Annotated in this window: 16 protein-coding genes and 1 pseudogene; 5 read left to right on the forward strand and 12 right to left on the reverse strand. The window is 64.8% G+C overall.

Annotated elements, in window-relative coordinates:
- Positions 1–605 (reverse strand): annotated as a pseudogene (locus NKH50_RS19590) (helix-turn-helix domain-containing protein); the annotation flags it as partial.
- 180 nt (positions 606–785) lie between these two features.
- Between NKH50_RS19590 and NKH50_RS19595 the strand changes: the two are divergent.
- Positions 786–1,586, forward strand: coding sequence for an SDR family NAD(P)-dependent oxidoreductase (locus NKH50_RS19595; protein ID WP_352691002.1), 801 nt, complete (start codon positions 786–788; stop codon positions 1,584–1,586).
- A gap of 107 nt (positions 1,587–1,693) precedes the next feature.
- On the opposite strand, the gene NKH50_RS19600 is transcribed toward NKH50_RS19595, so the two are convergent.
- The 4 genes from NKH50_RS19600 to NKH50_RS19615 are packed head-to-tail and all read right to left on the reverse strand — an operon-like array spanning position 1,694 to position 4,118.
- On the reverse strand, positions 1,694–2,119 hold the full coding sequence (locus NKH50_RS19600; RefSeq protein WP_352691004.1) for a DUF1178 family protein: 426 nt from the start codon (positions 2,117–2,119) through the stop codon (positions 1,694–1,696).
- Positions 2,116–3,000: a carbon-nitrogen hydrolase family protein gene (locus NKH50_RS19605; protein ID WP_352649345.1), complete on the reverse strand. Its 885-nt coding sequence runs from the start codon at positions 2,998–3,000 to the stop codon at positions 2,116–2,118. Before NKH50_RS19605 ends, NKH50_RS19600 begins: the two co-directional genes overlap by 4 nt.
- 10 nt (positions 3,001–3,010) lie before the next feature.
- Positions 3,011–3,280: a glutaredoxin 3 gene (gene grxC / locus NKH50_RS19610; protein WP_254816699.1), complete on the reverse strand. Its 270-nt coding sequence runs from the start codon at positions 3,278–3,280 to the stop codon at positions 3,011–3,013.
- A gap of 37 nt (positions 3,281–3,317) precedes the next feature.
- Positions 3,318–4,118: a ComF family protein gene (locus NKH50_RS19615; protein ID WP_352880543.1), complete on the reverse strand. Its 801-nt coding sequence runs from the start codon at positions 4,116–4,118 to the stop codon at positions 3,318–3,320.
- 54 nt (positions 4,119–4,172) lie between these two features.
- Between NKH50_RS19615 and NKH50_RS19620 the strand changes: the two genes are divergently transcribed.
- On the forward strand, positions 4,173–5,045 hold the full coding sequence (locus NKH50_RS19620; protein ID WP_352880545.1) for a methyltransferase domain-containing protein: 873 nt from the start codon (positions 4,173–4,175) through the stop codon (positions 5,043–5,045).
- Between the two features lie 50 nt (positions 5,046–5,095).
- Here the strand turns inward: NKH50_RS19620 and NKH50_RS19625 are convergent, their stop codons facing one another.
- The 5 genes from NKH50_RS19625 to argJ all read right to left on the reverse strand — a co-directional run bounded on the left by NKH50_RS19625 (position 5,096) and on the right by argJ (position 8,273).
- Positions 5,096–5,275 carry a Flp family type IVb pilin gene (locus tag NKH50_RS19625; RefSeq protein ID WP_352453066.1) on the reverse strand — a complete coding sequence of 60 codons (180 nt, stop codon included), beginning with the start codon at positions 5,273–5,275 and terminating at the stop codon, positions 5,096–5,098.
- Between the two features lie 125 nt (positions 5,276–5,400).
- Positions 5,401–5,706 carry a hypothetical protein gene (locus NKH50_RS19630; RefSeq protein ID WP_023677980.1) on the reverse strand — a complete coding sequence of 102 codons (306 nt, stop codon included), beginning with the start codon at positions 5,704–5,706 and terminating at the stop codon, positions 5,401–5,403.
- A 127-nt stretch (positions 5,707–5,833) separates the two neighbouring features.
- Positions 5,834–6,256: a (deoxy)nucleoside triphosphate pyrophosphohydrolase gene (locus NKH50_RS19635; protein WP_352491816.1), complete on the reverse strand. Its 423-nt coding sequence runs from the start codon at positions 6,254–6,256 to the stop codon at positions 5,834–5,836.
- Positions 6,253–7,032, reverse strand: coding sequence for a GNAT family N-acetyltransferase (locus NKH50_RS19640; protein WP_352704419.1), 780 nt, complete (start codon positions 7,030–7,032; stop codon positions 6,253–6,255). The genes NKH50_RS19635 and NKH50_RS19640 overlap by 4 nt, the downstream gene beginning before the upstream one ends.
- Positions 7,032–8,273: a bifunctional glutamate N-acetyltransferase/amino-acid acetyltransferase ArgJ gene (gene argJ, locus NKH50_RS19645; protein ID WP_352880548.1), complete on the reverse strand. Its 1,242-nt coding sequence runs from the start codon at positions 8,271–8,273 to the stop codon at positions 7,032–7,034. The genes NKH50_RS19640 and argJ overlap by 1 nt, the downstream gene beginning before the upstream one ends.
- 179 nt (positions 8,274–8,452) lie before the next feature.
- Between argJ and NKH50_RS19650 the strand changes: the two genes are divergently transcribed.
- Positions 8,453–9,679: a caspase family protein gene (locus NKH50_RS19650; protein ID WP_352880550.1), complete on the forward strand. Its 1,227-nt coding sequence runs from the start codon at positions 8,453–8,455 to the stop codon at positions 9,677–9,679.
- A gap of 3 nt (positions 9,680–9,682) precedes the next feature.
- Here NKH50_RS19650 and NKH50_RS19655 read toward each other — a convergent pair whose 3' ends face one another.
- Positions 9,683–9,919 (reverse strand): putative antibiotic biosynthesis monooxygenase, encoded by a 237-nt coding sequence (locus tag NKH50_RS19655; RefSeq protein ID WP_352737898.1) that lies wholly within the window; start codon positions 9,917–9,919, stop codon positions 9,683–9,685.
- Positions 9,920–10,028: 109 nt separating this feature from the next.
- Between NKH50_RS19655 and NKH50_RS19660 the strand changes: the two genes are divergently transcribed.
- The gene (locus tag NKH50_RS19660) at positions 10,029–10,685 is read left to right on the forward strand and encodes a TetR/AcrR family transcriptional regulator (protein WP_352880552.1); all 657 of its coding nucleotides are present in this window, start codon (positions 10,029–10,031) and stop codon (positions 10,683–10,685) included.
- Between the two features lie 43 nt (positions 10,686–10,728).
- Here NKH50_RS19660 and NKH50_RS19665 read toward each other — a convergent pair whose 3' ends face one another.
- Entirely contained in the window at positions 10,729–11,646 is a 918-nt protein-coding gene (locus tag NKH50_RS19665; RefSeq protein ID WP_352880554.1) for a peptidylprolyl isomerase, read from the reverse strand.
- Between the two features lie 252 nt (positions 11,647–11,898).
- On the opposite strand from NKH50_RS19665, the gene secA reads away from it, so the two are divergent.
- Positions 11,899–14,631 carry a preprotein translocase subunit SecA gene (gene secA, locus NKH50_RS19670; protein WP_352880556.1) on the forward strand — a complete coding sequence of 911 codons (2,733 nt, stop codon included), beginning with the start codon at positions 11,899–11,901 and terminating at the stop codon, positions 14,629–14,631.
- Positions 14,632–14,861: the final 230 nt, after the last annotated feature.

Here is a 14,861-nt window from a genome sequence, read left to right on the forward strand (position 1 = left end):
CCCCCCCGCCCCCCCGCCCCCCCCCCCCCCCGCCCGCCCCCCCCCCGCCCCCCCCGGGGGGGTGCCCCGCCCCCCCCGCCCCCCGGCCCCCCCGGCCGGGGGGGGGCCCGCCCAGGACCGGTCCGCAAGCGGCGGATGGCGATGCCGGCGACAGCCAGCTCGTGGGCGGCCCGCGATGCCGGCGGCAGCGGCGAGGGATCGAAGCCGTCCAGCCTGCGCTCGGCTTCGTCGAGATGGCCGATCAGCAGCAAGCGCCGGACTTCGAGGTTGCGCGCATGTGCGGCATTGACGCGGTCGCCATGCCTTTCAAGCGTCGCCCGCGCGGCGTCGAGTGTCTTGGCCGGCCAGGCGAGGTCCCGCGAGACGAGCGCGATCTCGGCCTCGGCGACTATACACCTCGCGCGGGCCACGGCCTCCCTCGGGCTGAATGCGTGTGCCGCCCTTTTTAGAAGAACCTTCGCCCGAACCAGGTCGCCAAGCTGCGCCATTGCGATACCGCGCAACGCCAGTGCCGGCGCATCGTCGCGCAGCGCAACCCGCTTCAAGGCGCCGAGCGGATCGCCCGCCGCAAGCGCATGCGCCGCGGCCGTGATCAGCGAGTCCATCGGAATCCCGTCACACTTGTCACTCCCATGGCTTCGACATCCGGCGCTAAGTCCATCTCACCAACCAGTCGTATCGACAACGGCGACTGTAGCCAACCTGAGTTGCGGCGCGCCAACCTTGAGTCGCGGCTAGATTGTGCACTGGGCTCGAACGCAACGATAAGCACTAGGAGAGACGCAGTGAAGATCGAAGGTACAGCCATCCTGGTGACTGGCGCCAATCGGGGCATCGGTCGGGCACTGGTCGAGGAAGCCCTGAGCAGAGGCGTAAAGCGCGTCTATGCCGCAACTCGCCAATCCATGGCCCACCCGGACCGGCGTGTGACGTCCCTGACCATGGATGTGACCGACGTTGCGCAGATCCGGGAGGCCGTCGAGAAGATCGATGCTCTCGATATCCTCATCAACAACGCCGGCGTATCGCCCTTCGATGACCTCAGCGACCGTCGTGTGCTCGAACAACAGCTCGCCGTAAACCTCTTCGGCTCGTACGACGTTACCCAGGCTCTGCTGCCGTTGCTGGCCCGGTCGCGGGGAGCCATCGTCAACATTCTGTCGCTGGCCTCGATTGCCGCCGTGCCGTTCAGTCCGGCTTACTCGATCTCCAAGGCGGCCTCGTTCTCGCTGTCGCAGTCGTTGCGCACGCTCCTGGCCGGACGGGGTGTCAGCGTCCACAGGGTCCTTCCCGGCCCGGTGGACACGGACATGACACGGGGCCTGGACATCGCGAAGGCTTCTCCGGAGTCTGTCGCGCGGGCGATCCTGGACGGCGTGGAGAATGGCGAGGAAGAGATCTTCCCCGATCCCATGTCGGAATCCGTGGCGGAGGGCTGGCGCAGCAGTGCGGTCAAGGCGCTTGAGCGCCAGTTTGCAGCCTATGCGGAAGCAAGTCCGTCAAGTGAAGCAAGCCCGTCAGGCAGTGGGCATGAAAGAAGCAGCGAAACGATTGCCCGCGAGCCCCATCCTTGCTGCTCGGCCTGAAACTGCGGACGCTTATGCAGGGGTCGCGGCATCGCCGCCCCTCGGCGCCGCCCCGACCCCTCACGGCGCGCAGAGATGCCTCCTGATGTCCGGAGCAAGTTGACCGATCAGTTGCGGTCGTCGGGGAAACTTGGAATAGGCAAGAATTCGACGCCATCCTCGGCGAGGCTCTTGGCCTCCTCCAGCGTCGCCTCGCCATAAATGCCGCGCGGATCGCTCTCGCCAAAATGGATCTTGCGCGCTTCCTCGGCAAATTTGTCGCCAACATAATCGGCGTTCTCGCGCACCTTCTCGGCAAGCGCCTTGAGCTGCGCCAGCGCCTGCTTTTGTGCCTCGCCCATGGCCAGCGCGATCTTCTCCTGGCCGCGCCCGGTCGAGACGGCAGGCGCCATCAGCGCCTTCTCGACCTTGTGCGAGCCGCAGGCCGGGCAATCGATGAAACCGCGCCTCTTCTGTGTGTCGAAATCGTCGTTGCTGCGGAACCAGGCCTCGAATTCGTGCTCGTGTTCGCAGATCAGGGAAAAGCGGATCAAGAGGCGGCACCCCTGAGCGGCATTGCCTCCGCCGAACCGGCGTTTACGGCAAAATCGCGTGCGTTTTTGAGATTCGGTATCTTCTTGCGCGCGGCGACTGACTGCACCGGGTCGATCTCGGCGACAATCACCGCCGGCTCGTCATGCGCCGCCTCGGCGACGATGCGGCCCCAGGGATCGACGATCAGCGAATGGCCATAGGTTTCGCGGCCGTCCTCGTGCACGCCGCCTTGCGCCGCGGCAACCACATAGGCGCCGTTCTCGATGGCGCGCGCCCTGAGCAGCACATGCCAATGCGCTTCGCCGGTCTGGCGGGTGAAGGCGGCGGGCACCGAAAGCAGATTGGCGCCGGCCAGCGCCTCGGCACGGAACAGCTGCGGAAAGCGTAGATCGTAGCAGACGGCAAAGCCGAGCTTCACGCCATTGATTTCGGCGACGACGGCCTCGGTGCCAGGCTCATAGGCGGCGGATTCGCGCCAGCTCTCGCCATTGTCGAGATCGACATCGAACATGTGGATCTTGTCGTAGGTGGCAATCGTGGCACCGTCCGGCCCGAACAGAAGGGCGCGGTTGGCAAGCTTGCCGTCGGCGCGCAGAATGGCGGTCGAGCCGATATGCAGGAAGATGCCGAGCTCCTTGGCCAGCCTCCGCGACGTCGAGACGACGATGTCCTTGTCTTCGGAGGTGAAGGAAGCGGCCCGCGCTTGGCTGTCGCGGATCAGCGCGCCGGTCATTTCCGGCGTCTGGACATAGGACGCGCCAAGACCTGCCGCCTCGCGGACCAGCCGTTCCAGATCGACCGCATTGCGCTCCGGACTGGTTCCCGAACGCATCTGGATCGCCGCTGCCTTGAAAGCACCCCCGGTCTTGAAAGCACCCATCGTCATGTCCTTACCTGGTCGAGCCGTTGGCGAGCAATCCGTCCAGCCGTCCTTCCGCCTCCAATTCGTGGAGATCGTCAGAGCCGCCGACATGCGTGTCGCCGATGAATATCTGCGGAAAAGTGGAACGGCCATGGGCCCGGGAAATCATTTCCTGGCGCAGTTCCGGCGAGAAGGAGGCGTCGTGCTCGGTATAGGCGACGCCCTTCCTGTCGAGCAGCCGTTTGGCCGCGGTGCAATAGCCGCACATCATCCGCGTGTAGATCGTCACATCGACCATCGGTCAGCAATCCTGCCTCGTTCTGCTGTCATATAGGCTATATAGGCGCCGATTCGTCGGCCCGAAAGTCCCCCGGCAGCACGCGCGCGAAGGTCAGTACGTCGACCGCGCCGGCACCGCCCTTCGTCAATGCCCTGGCAACCGCGCGGACGGTGGCGCCGGTGGTGTAGACATCGTCGATCAGCAGCACCCGGCGGCCGGCGATTTCGATCTCCGCCTCATCAGGCACTTTGAATGCGGCGCGAACATTTTCCTCGCGTTCCCGCCGCTCCAGCCCGACTTGCTGGCGCGTGAGTTTGACGCGCTTGATGGCTGATGGCGCGAAAGGCCGCTCCCCGAGCTGCGCCACCGCCCGCGCCAGTTCCGAGGACTGGTTGAACTGCCGTCGGAAGAAACGCCGCCAGTGCAGCGGCACCGGCACGACCACGTCGGCCTCGGCGATGAGCTCGGCACCGGCGCGAAGCATCCAGCGCGCCATCCACGGCGCCAGATCGGTGCGGTCCTGGTATTTCAGCCCTTGCACCATCTGGCGGGCAACGCCGGAATAGGCAACCGCCGCCCGCGCGCGTTCGAACGGCGGCGGGTCGGCTATCGCCTCCGCCGACAGGAAACCCTCACCCATACTGTGGGTGAACGGCGTGCCCATCACCGGGCACCACGGCCGTTCCAGCAGCCTGAGTTTCGGCCAGCAGGCGCCGCACAACACGCCGGGCTGCGAGACATGGCGGCGGCAGCCGGCGCAGACCGGCGGGAACAAGAGGCGCGCTGGCCAGCCCAATGCCTTGCGGGCAATGCTCTTGATCGCAATACGCTTGATCTCTGGCATGGGATCGGCCACGTGGTTGGTCCTTCGCATCACTATATCAGAGAGCGAAGCACAAGGACCTGCCCATTGCAGCCTGTAATCGACACCTCGCTCTGGCTGGCGCGCAAGCGCCGGGCACTGGCCCGTCCCATCGCCGGCGCGGATTTCCTCATGCGGCGGGCGGCCGAGGATCTTGCCGACCGGCTCGACGCCGTCGAACGCAGGTTCGGCAAGACGGCCTCATTGTTTTGCCAGACGCCGGCAGCAGCAGAGGTGCTCGCTGAAAGCGGCAAGGTGACGGAAAACGTGCGCGTCGAGGCCGACGCCGCTTTCCTGGCCGGCCAGCCAGGAGTGGTAGCGCCGTTGGAAACCGTGCCATTCGAACCGGAAAGCCTCGACCTCGCAGTCTCGCTGCTGTCGCTGCAGGCGATGAACGACATTCCCGGCATGCTGGTGCAGATCCGCCGGGCGCTGAAGCCGGACGGGCTTTTCCTCGGCGCCTTCGCCGGCACAGGCACGCTCTCCGAACTGCGCGAAAGCCTGCTTGCCGCCGAGACCGAACTCTATGGCGGCGCCAGCCCGCGTGTGATCCCGTTCACCGACGTCCGCGACGCCGGCGCGCTGCTGCAGCGCGCCGGCCTGGCACTGCCGGTTGCCGACGTCGAGACGATCACGGTGCGCTACGATTCCCTGTTTGGCCTGGTCGCCGACCTGCGCGCCATGGGCGAGACCAGCGCGCTTGTCGACCGCAGCAGGCGGCCGGGCACTCGAGCGCTGTTCGCGCGCGCCGCCGAAATCTATGCGGAGCGGTTTTCGGATGCCGATGGCCGCGTCAGGGCGAGTTTCTCGGTGGTCTGGATGTCAGGCTGGGCGCCCGATGCCTCTCAGCAAAAGCCGCTGAAGCCGGGCTCCGCAAAAATATCGCTGAAGACAATCCTGGAAAACCCCGGCGGCCCCTGAGCGGATCCTTGCGCAAAAGCTAAGCGTATCCCACGCAAAAGCTAAGCGGGTCACTGTGCAAAAGCGTTGGCAAGCTTGCTGCTATTGTCGCTGAACAACCACTGGATGGCGCCGGCAGCCTGGCCAATACCAGCGACAATGGCAAGCGACAGCACGGCGACGATCAAACCATATTCGATAGCCGTCGCACCCCTCTCGTCTTCTAAAAATCGTTGCAGCAAGATTTTCATGGGCGCCATCCCTCTTGCCCGAACCTAGCGCCGACCCGTTAAGAAAGGTTAATGCGACAGGCTTAACGCGCGGTGAACCGGCTGCATTCTAGGAAACAGCCGAATCCTGGAGATCTGTTGAGGAGTCAGCAGTCGCCGCTGCTTCTGCCATCGGCCCGTATAACGCAGACCGAACTGGGCAGCGGCTGCAGCACGCTCTTGCGTAGCGTATAGCTATCGCGCTGGCCGATCGAGCCGGTGCTCATCGTATCAAGCCCGTCGCGGGCAAATTGCGAGCGGGTCCGGCTGTCGAGGTAGGGCGTCGCGATCAAGGCCAGAGCCACCGCGGCCGAGCCGAACAAGAGGGCGATGCGCAATATTCCCATGCCGGCATTGGCGGCGCCAGGAAGGCGGTCGGGCCAAGGCGAGTCCCAGTCCTTTTCAAGGCTCATGCAAATCGCTCCCCAGCGGTGGAATCGGCGAAACCGCCTAGCGTCAATTTTTCACGGTCAGATAAATCTTTCATTAACGCTGCTGCCGGCGCGTTGCGGCGCTGCCCGATTTACGGCAGGTCGGCCGTTACAGCAGATCGATGAGGAACTGGATCAGCGGGGCATCGGCCGGCGGCATTGGAAAATCGCGCATCTGGCGCGGCCGCACCCATTTCAGCACCTGGCCTTCCTTCGGCTGGGCAATGCCGCGGAATCGACGGCAGACGAACAGCGGCATCAGCAGGTGAAAATCATCGTAGGAATGGCTGGCGAAGGTGAGTGGCGCCAGGCAAGGGATGTCGGTTTCGATGCCGATCTCCTCGTACAATTCGCGGATCAGGCATTGTTCCGGCGTCTCACCGGGCTCGACCTTGCCGCCCGGAAACTCCCACAGGCCGGCGAGTTGCTTGCCTTCGGGCCGCTGCGCCAAAAGCACGCGCCCGTCGGCATCGACCAGCGCGCAGGCCGCGACCAGGAGCAGGCGTTTGCCGACCGTATCCAAGCCGCTCATGCGCCGGGTGGCCGGCGATAGCGATAGCGATAGACTTCGTCGAATCCGAGCGAACGGTAGAGCGCCAGCGCCGGCGCGTTGTCCGCCTCGACCTGCAGCCAGGCTTCCCGCGCCCCGCGCAGCCGCGCCCATTTCAGCGCCGACCGGATGAGATGGCGGCCATGGCCCTGGTTGCGCACCGACCTGTCGGTGGCGATCTCGAACAGGCCGGCAAGGTCGCCGTCATGCACGCAGATCAACGTTGCCAGCGGCTCGCTGCCGGCCTCCAGCGCAAACAGCCCGGCCTCCGGCTGGATGGCGCCGATGATCTCCGACAGGCCGGGCCGCAGCGACACATCCGAACCGCTCACCTTGAGCGCCGCGCCGATGAAACGGCTGATGTCCCTCAACGGAATCTGGTCCATGGCGTCGTCGAGCATAGCGTCCGCCAGCGGCAGCCGCATGACCAGCGACTCCGCGAATATGCTCCAGCCCTCGCCGTCGAGGTACTTTGAGAGATCCGGCCCCGACAGCGGCGAGATGCGAAAGGTCAGCGGCCTGCCATAGGCGTCGAACCGACGGCTGGCGCGACCGATGCGCTCGGCAATGTGCTGGATGTCGCCCGGATCGAGCGGATTGACCGAATTCAGCCGCTTGGCCGGATGGCCGGCCGTCAGCCGCACCACCCAGGTGCCGTCATAATGGACGGCGGCCGCCGGCCAGGCGCGAAAGCCGGCCGCCTCATAGCGGCGCACGATCGCCAACACGCTTGCCGGATGTCTGGAAGCCAACGCCATCAGCTCCGATAATCGCCGTTTATGGCGACATATTCCTTGGTGAGATCGCAGGTCCACACCGTCGCCTTGCCGCGGCCGATGCCGATATCGGCGCGGATGCGGATCTCGTCGCGCTTCATATACGCCGAAGTCGCCTCCTCGGAATAGGCGGCGTCGCGCTCGCCCTGATAGGCCAGGCGGTTGTCGCCGAACCAGATCGACAGAAGGTCGCGGTCGGCCGGTTCGCCGGCCTTGCCGACGGCCATGACGACGCGGCCCCAATTGGCGTCCTCGCCGGCGACTGCCGTCTTGACCAGCGGCGAATTGGCGATCGACAGCGCGATGCGCTTGGCCGAGCGGGCCGATTTGGCCCCGGTGACGGTGACCTCGACCTGCTTGCGGGCGCCCTCGCCGTCGCGCACCACCTGCAGTGCCAGCGATTTCAGCACCTTGCCGAGGGCACGGCGAAAGGCGCCGAGGCGCGCATCCTTGGGGTCGGAAATTGCCGGCGCGCCGCGCCTGGCGGCAGCACCCGTGGCGAACATCAGCAGCGTGTCGCTGGTCGAGGTGTCACTATCGACGGTAACCGCGTTGAAGGTCTTGGCCGTACCGCGCGACAGGAGGTCCTGCAGCACGGGTGCTGCGATCGGCGCATCGGTGGCGATGAAGGAAAGCATCGTCGCCATGTCGGGCGCGATCATCCCGGCGCCCTTGGCGATACCGTTGATGGTGACGTCGGCATCGCCGAGCTTGACCGTCGCGGTCGCCAGTTTGGGATAGGTGTCGGTGGTCATGATCGCCTTGGCGGCTTCGGTCCACAATTCCGGCTTGCCGTCCTTGACCAGACCGGCCAGCAGATGGCTGAACTTGCCGGCGTCGAGCGGCTCGCCGATCACGCCGGTCGAGGCCAGGAACACCTCGCCCGCTGTGCAGTCGGCCGCTTTCGCCGCCACCTCGCCCGTGAGTGCCGTCGAGGCGCGGCCCTTCTGGCCGGTAAAGGCATTGGCATTGCCGGAATTGACCACCAGCACGCGTGCCTTGCCAGCCACGAGGTTCTGCCGGCAGAAATCGACCGGCGCCGAAGGGCATTTCGACCTGGTGAACACGCCGGCGACGGTGGTGCCGGCGTCGAACACCATGGCCAGCAAGTCGGTGCGGTTCTTGTATTTTATGCCGGCCTCGGCGGTGGCGATGCGCGCGCCCTCGATCACCGGCATCTTGGGATATTTCTTCGGCGCGAGCGGCGAAACCTGTGTGGACATGGAAGACCCCGGGCGGGAAAAATCGCGAAAGGAACGCCGGTTTGCCCGATAGCACGCGCTGGCGCAAGGCGTTTCACAGCCGTTACGGGTGCCGGAAGCCTGACACCGCCTCATGCAGCAAGCAGGCTGTTGCAAATTTGTTGGCGTCGCTGCGACCGATAGCGCTATGATCCTGCCCCATGGGCAGGCTTGTGGTCTTGGCACTGGCGTTTCTGGGCTTTCTGCTGCTGCGCGCCGATGCGCAGACGGCGCGGCGCGTCGCGCTTGTGGTCGGCAACGGCAGCTACGCCGAAGCCGGCACGCTGGCCAATCCCGTCAACGATGCGCTCGACATCGCCGACAAGCTGCGCGCCATCGGTTTCGAGGTGATCGAAGGCAACGATCTCGGCAAGCGCGAGCTCGAACGCAAGATCGGCGAATTCTCCGATGCGCTGCAAGGTGCCGGTGCCGGGTTGTTCTACTATGCCGGCCACGGCCTGCAGGTCGACGGGCGCAACTTCATCGTGCCGGTCGACGCCAGGCTGGACATACCGGTCAAGCTGCAACTCGAGGCGGTGCCGATCGACGAGGTTCTCGACATCATGGAGCAGCAGACCAAGGTCAGCCTGGTCTTCCTCGATGCCTGCCGCAAAAACCCGTTTGCCCGAAGTCTCAGCCGCAGCGCCACGACGCGCTCGGCGACGGCTCTCGCCGGCCTTGCCCAGTTCGAGTCGACACGCGGCTCCTTCATCGCCTTCTCGACGGCGCCTGGCGCCGTCGCAATGGACGGGACGGGGCGCAACTCGCCCTTCGCCGCGGCGCTTTTGCGGCACATGGCCGAGCCCGGACAAAGCATCAACGACATGATGATCGCGGTGCGCCGCGACGTCGTTTCCGCAACGCGCGAGGCGCAGCGTCCCTGGGAGCAGGGGTCGCTGCTCGAGCGTTTCGAATTCGTTCCGGGCGGAGACACTGCCCAGCAACCGAAACCGGCCGTCAGCCCGGCTCCCGCGTCGCAGGTGGCTGCGCTCGGACGCTCCGTCGGCGACGAGGGTGCCATCGAAAAATTCTTGCGCGAAAACTATCTGGCGCCTGATGCCAGGAGAATGCGCGAAACCGTCAAGCGGCTTTACGGTTCGTCGGCCACCATCTACGGCACGCGTTACGACAGCGAGGCCATCGTCAAGGTCAAGACCGACTGGTTCGCGCAATGGGCGTCGTGGTCGTTCGGTCTCGAGCCCGGCAGCCTCGAGGTGACGCCGCACGGCAAGGATCGTGCCGACGTGGTTTTCGCCATGAACTACGACTATGTGCCGAAAAACAAATCGGCGCAGCGCCTGACCGGCAAGGCGCGGGTGACGCTGGAACTCGTTCTGGCCGACGGCGAATGGCGCGTTGCGTCGGAAACGTCGCAAGCGCTGGAATGACCGTCACCGGACGGTCGGGTTGAGGAAGCCACGAAACATCCGCTGCACGCCCGGAATCAGTCCCCAGATCATGATCGAGACCATCAGCGGCGCGATGACCAGCGTACGCTGCCAGATCTGCCATTCCTGTGTCAGCAGAAAAACCACGTACAAAATGGCAGTGATCAGCGGATAGACGCCGAGCAGCACCAGCAGGGCGAAGCGCAGGCGCGAAAAACGTGTGGCGACGGCCGAAGTCATTGCTGTTCTCTTATCGTTACGGAACGTTTCGTTTCGTATAAAACGGATCGTTCCGTTTCGTCAAGAGTTGTATATGATGGCTGCTGAAATCGGGGGTAAGGACAAAGAAATGGGCGAAATCACCGATCCCGGACGCAGGTCAGCCGGCGCACGGCGCAGCCCCGAAAGCGCCGATGCCATTCTCGATGCCGCCGAGGCGGTGCTGGTCGAAGCCGGCTATTCCGGCTTCTCGATCGAGGCGGTGGCGCGCCGCGCACGCGCCGGAAAACCGACGATCTATCGCTGGTGGCCAAGCAAGGCCGCCTTGCTGCTCGACGTTTACCAGCGGCAAAAGCGCGTCGACAATCCCGATACGGGGAGCCTTGCGGAGGATCTCGTCGGCTTCCTGAAGAGCTTGTTCGCGCACTGGCGCGACACATCGTCGGGCAGCGTGTTCAGATCGCTGATCGCCGAGGCGCAGTCGGACGAAAAAGCCGCCGCCGCCCTTGCCGAATACGCGAGAGGGCGTCGCATCCACACAGGCCAGATGGTCGAACGCGCCAAGGCAAGGGGAGAGGTGGCAGCCGATGTCGATGCCACTGTCGTCGCCGACCTGGTCGCGTCGTTTGCCTGGGCGCACCTTCTGACAGACCGCCTGGACGAGGACGAGGCGATCTTACGCAGGGCGGTCGGCTATATCTTGAAGGGCATCGTCGCTGAGGATGCCGGCGACGCCACGGCGGTCCGGCGGCGGCGTCGACGCATCCTCGCTCGCCCTACCAAATAGAAGCGACAGGGCGGCAGCGCGCCCTGTCGTAGCCCAATCTGGCTTATTTGGCGCTTTCCAACGCGTCGACCGTCTTCTTCAGGTTCGCATCGGGGATGTCGATCTTGGCGTTGGCACGCAGCGACTTGACCAGCGCGAAATACTTGTCGCGGATGACCGCCTGGCGCGCCTGGTCCTTGACCTGGTCGAACGCCGGCGGCTGCTTGGTGCGCTTGTCCTCAACCTTGATGACATGCCAGCCGAACTGCGACTGCACCGGCTGCTCGGTGTATTTGCCGACCGCCAGCGCAAACGCCGCCTTGTCGAACTCCGGCACCATCTGGCCAGGTCCGAACCAGCCGAGATCGCCGCCGCTGGTCTTGCCGCTCGGATCGCTGGTGTGCTCGTTGGCGAGTTTCTGGAAGTCGGCGCCGCCGTCGAGCTGCTTGATGATGGCGTCGGCCTCTTCCTTCGTCTTCACGAGGATGTGACGGGCGTGCACCTCGTTGGTGGGCGGCGTGTTGGCGATTTCCTGGTCGTAGCGGGCGCGGACCTCGGCATCGGTAACCTTGTCGATGACGCCCTTCTCGACCATTTCGCCATGCAGCGCGCGCTGCTGCAGGAAGGCCATGCGGCGCTGGAAGTCGGGATCCTTGTCGAGGCCGGTGGTCACCGCCTGAGCCGCCATGACGCGGATTTCAATCGCCGCCGACAGTGCCGCGGCGCGGCGCTGCTCGGGCGGAAGCTGCGCGAACTGCTGCGACAGTTCGCCCTCGGCAAGCCCAAGGTCTGCCTCGGTCAGCGTCTGGCCGTTGATGGTGGCGACCACGGCGTTCGGATCGACCGGCTTGGCCGCCGGGGCGGGTGCTGCCGGCTGGGCAGGGGCGGCTTCCTGTGCCATCAGCGGCGACAGCGAGAGGGCCGACAGGCCGAATGCCAGACCAAGGCTGGCGAGCGACGCACGGCGGAACAACAAGGACATTACGATTATCTCCAAAGCGGGGTAGCTAGAGCGGAATGGCTTCCAGACCAGCAGGATTGTGGCGGAATTTGGCGCGGTCGACAGGGCGAGCGCGGCGTTGACATCGAATGAGCCCCCTCTTATCTGTCCAACGACTTTGCGTCCAGAACCGTTTTCCGGGCGCTTTTTGCGTTTGTCCGCGTTCACGTGGATTTGATGGGGCCAGCCGGCGCCCGTCGCAACGACTTGGAATGCTATCGAAAGGGCCATTGGATGGTCAGTCTCGGCGGTCTCGCCCGTAAGGTTTTCGGCTCCTCCAACGATCGTCGGGTCAAATCGACCCGGCCCCGCGTCGAGGCGATCAATGCCATGGAAAACGAGATGCGGGCGCTCTCCGACGCCGAGCTTCAGGCCCGCACCGACAAATTCCGCCAGGACATCGCCAACGGCGCCAGCCTCGACGACCTTCTGGTGCCGGCCTTCGCTACCGTGCGCGAGGCCGCCCGCCGCGTGCTCGGCATGCGCCCGTTCGACGTGCAGCTGATCGGCGGCATGGTGCTGCACAATGGCGGTATTGCCGAGATGCGGACCGGTGAAGGCAAGACGCTGGTGGCGACGCTGCCGGTCTATCTCAACGCGCTCGCCGGCAATGGCGTCCATGTCGTTACCGTCAACGATTATCTGGCCACGCGCGACTCCGAATGGATGGGCCGCGTCTACAAATTCCTCGGCCTCAAGGTCGGCGTCATCGTCCATGGCCTGTCCGACGAGGAGCGTCGCGTCGCCTACGCCGCCGACGTCACCTACGCCACAAACAACGAGCTCGGCTTCGACTATCTGCGCGACAACATGAAATACGAGCGCGCCCAGATGGTGCAGCGCGGCCATAGCTACGCCATTGTCGACGAGGTCGATTCGATCCTGGTCGACGAAGCCCGCACGCCGCTGATCATTTCCGGTCCGCTCGAGGACCGTTCGGAGATGTACAACACCATCGATACCTTCATCGTCCGGCTGCAGCCGCAGGACTACGAGATCGACGAGAAACAGAAGACCTCGATCTTCACCGAGGAAGGCACCGAGAAGCTGGAGAACATGCTGCGCGATGCAGGCCTGCTCAAGGGCGAGTCGCTCTATGACGTCGAGAACGTGGCCATCGTCCACCACGTCAACAACGCGCTGAAGGCGCACCGGCTGTTCCAGAAGGACAAGGACTATATTGTCCGCAACGGCGAGATCGTCATCATCGACGAGTTCACCGGCCGCATGATGCCCGGCCGCCGCTATTCGGAGGGCCTCCACCAGGCGCTCGAGGCCAAAGAGCATGTGGCGATCCAGCCGGAGAACCAGACGCTCGCCTCGGTCACCTTCCAGAACTATTTCCGCCTCTACAAGAAGCTCGCCGGCATGACTGGCACGGCGCTGACCGAGGCCGAGGAATTCGCCAACATCTACAATCTCGACGTCACCGAGATCCCGACCAACCTGCCGGTCATCCGCATTGACGAAGACGACGAGGTCTACCGGACGGTCGAGGAGAAATACAAGGCGATCGTCAAGGAGATCAAGGAAGCCCGCGCCAAGGGCCAGCCGACCCTGGTCGGCACCACCTCGATCGAGAAATCCGAGCAACTGGCCGAGCGCCTGCGCAAGGAAGGTTTCAAGGATTTCGAGGTGCTGAACGCCCGCCATCACGAGCGCGAGGCGGCGATCGTCGCCCAGGCCGGCAAACCCGGCGCCATCACCATCGCGACCAACATGGCCGGCCGCGGCACCGACATCCAGCTCGGCGGCAATGCCGACATGCGCATCGCCGAGGAGCTTGGCGACATGCCGGCCGGCCCCGAGCGCGAGGCTAGGGAAAAGGAAATCCGCGACGACATCGCCCGGCTGAAGGAAAAGGCGCTTGCCGCCGGCGGCCTCTATGTGCTGGCCACCGAACGCCATGAATCGCGCCGCATCGACAACCAGTTGCGCGGCCGCTCAGGCCGTCAGGGCGATCCCGGGCGGTCGAAGTTCTTCCTGTCGCTGCAGGACGATCTGATGCGCATCTTCGGTTCCGAGCGCATGGACGGCATGCTGCAGAAGCTCGGCCTCAAGGAAGACGAGGCGATCATCCATCCCTGGATCAACAAGGCGCTGGAAAAGGCGCAGAAGAAGGTCGAGGCGCGCAACTTCGACATCCGCAAGAACCTGTTGAAATATGACGACGTCTCCAACGACCAGCGCAAGGTGGTGTTCGAGCAGCGCCTCGAATTGATGGACGGCGAAGGCCTGTCCGAGACGATCACCGAGATGCGCGAAGGCGTCATCGAGGAGATCGTTGCCAAGAACATTCCCGAAAACGCCTATGCCGAGCAGTGGAACGTCGCCGGGCTCAAGGCCGAGATCGCCGAATTCCTCAACCTCGACCTGCCGGTAGAAGACTGGGTCAAGGAAGAAGGCATTGCCGAGGACGACATCCGCGAGCGCATCAGCCAGGCCGCCGATGCTGCCGCCAAGGAGCGCGCCGAGCGCTTCGGCCCCGACGTGATGACCTATGTCGAGCGCTCCGTGGTGCTGCAGACGCTCGACCATCTGTGGCGCGAGCACATCGTCAATCTCGACCATCTGCGCTCGGTCGTCGGCTTCCGCGGCTACGCCCAGCGCGATCCGCTGCAGGAGTACAAGAGCGAGGCGTTCGAGCTGTTCCAGGCGATGCTGGGCAATCTGCGCCAGGCGGTAACGGCGCAGCTGATGCGCGTCGAGCTGGTCCGCCAGGCGGCGGAAGCGCCGCCGCCAGAGGCGCCCGACATGTTCGGCAGCCATATCGACGGCTCGACCGGCGAAGACGACTTCGAAGGCGGCGAGACGGCCGTGCTGGTCCGCCAGGAGACCAATGCAATCGTCGCCCCCGAAGACCGCGACCCGAAGAACCCGGCGACCTGGGGCAAGATCGGCCGCAACGAAGCCTGCCCCTGTGGGTCAGGGAAAAAGTACAAGCATTGCCACGGGGCGTTTGCGTAAGGCATTGCTTTGCTTCGCCCCGTTCACGGGGAGAAGGTGTCCGAAGGGCGAATGAGGGGCGGCGGAGGCGTTGGCAATTAGCCAATCTCCCCACCTGAGGGGGAGATGGCCGGCAGGCCAGAGGGGGCCGCTCAGCCTTTTTGGCGATCTTAGGGCGACGCTCTGGCGTCATATTCTCGGCCCGCTTCGTGCCGCCCTTCGCGCCCAGCGCTTTCGCGGCAGGTCTTTAC

Origin of the sequence: Mesorhizobium sp. M1027 (assembly GCF_040318745.1) — a bacterium.
Classification (GTDB): domain Bacteria; phylum Pseudomonadota; class Alphaproteobacteria; order Rhizobiales; family Rhizobiaceae; genus Mesorhizobium.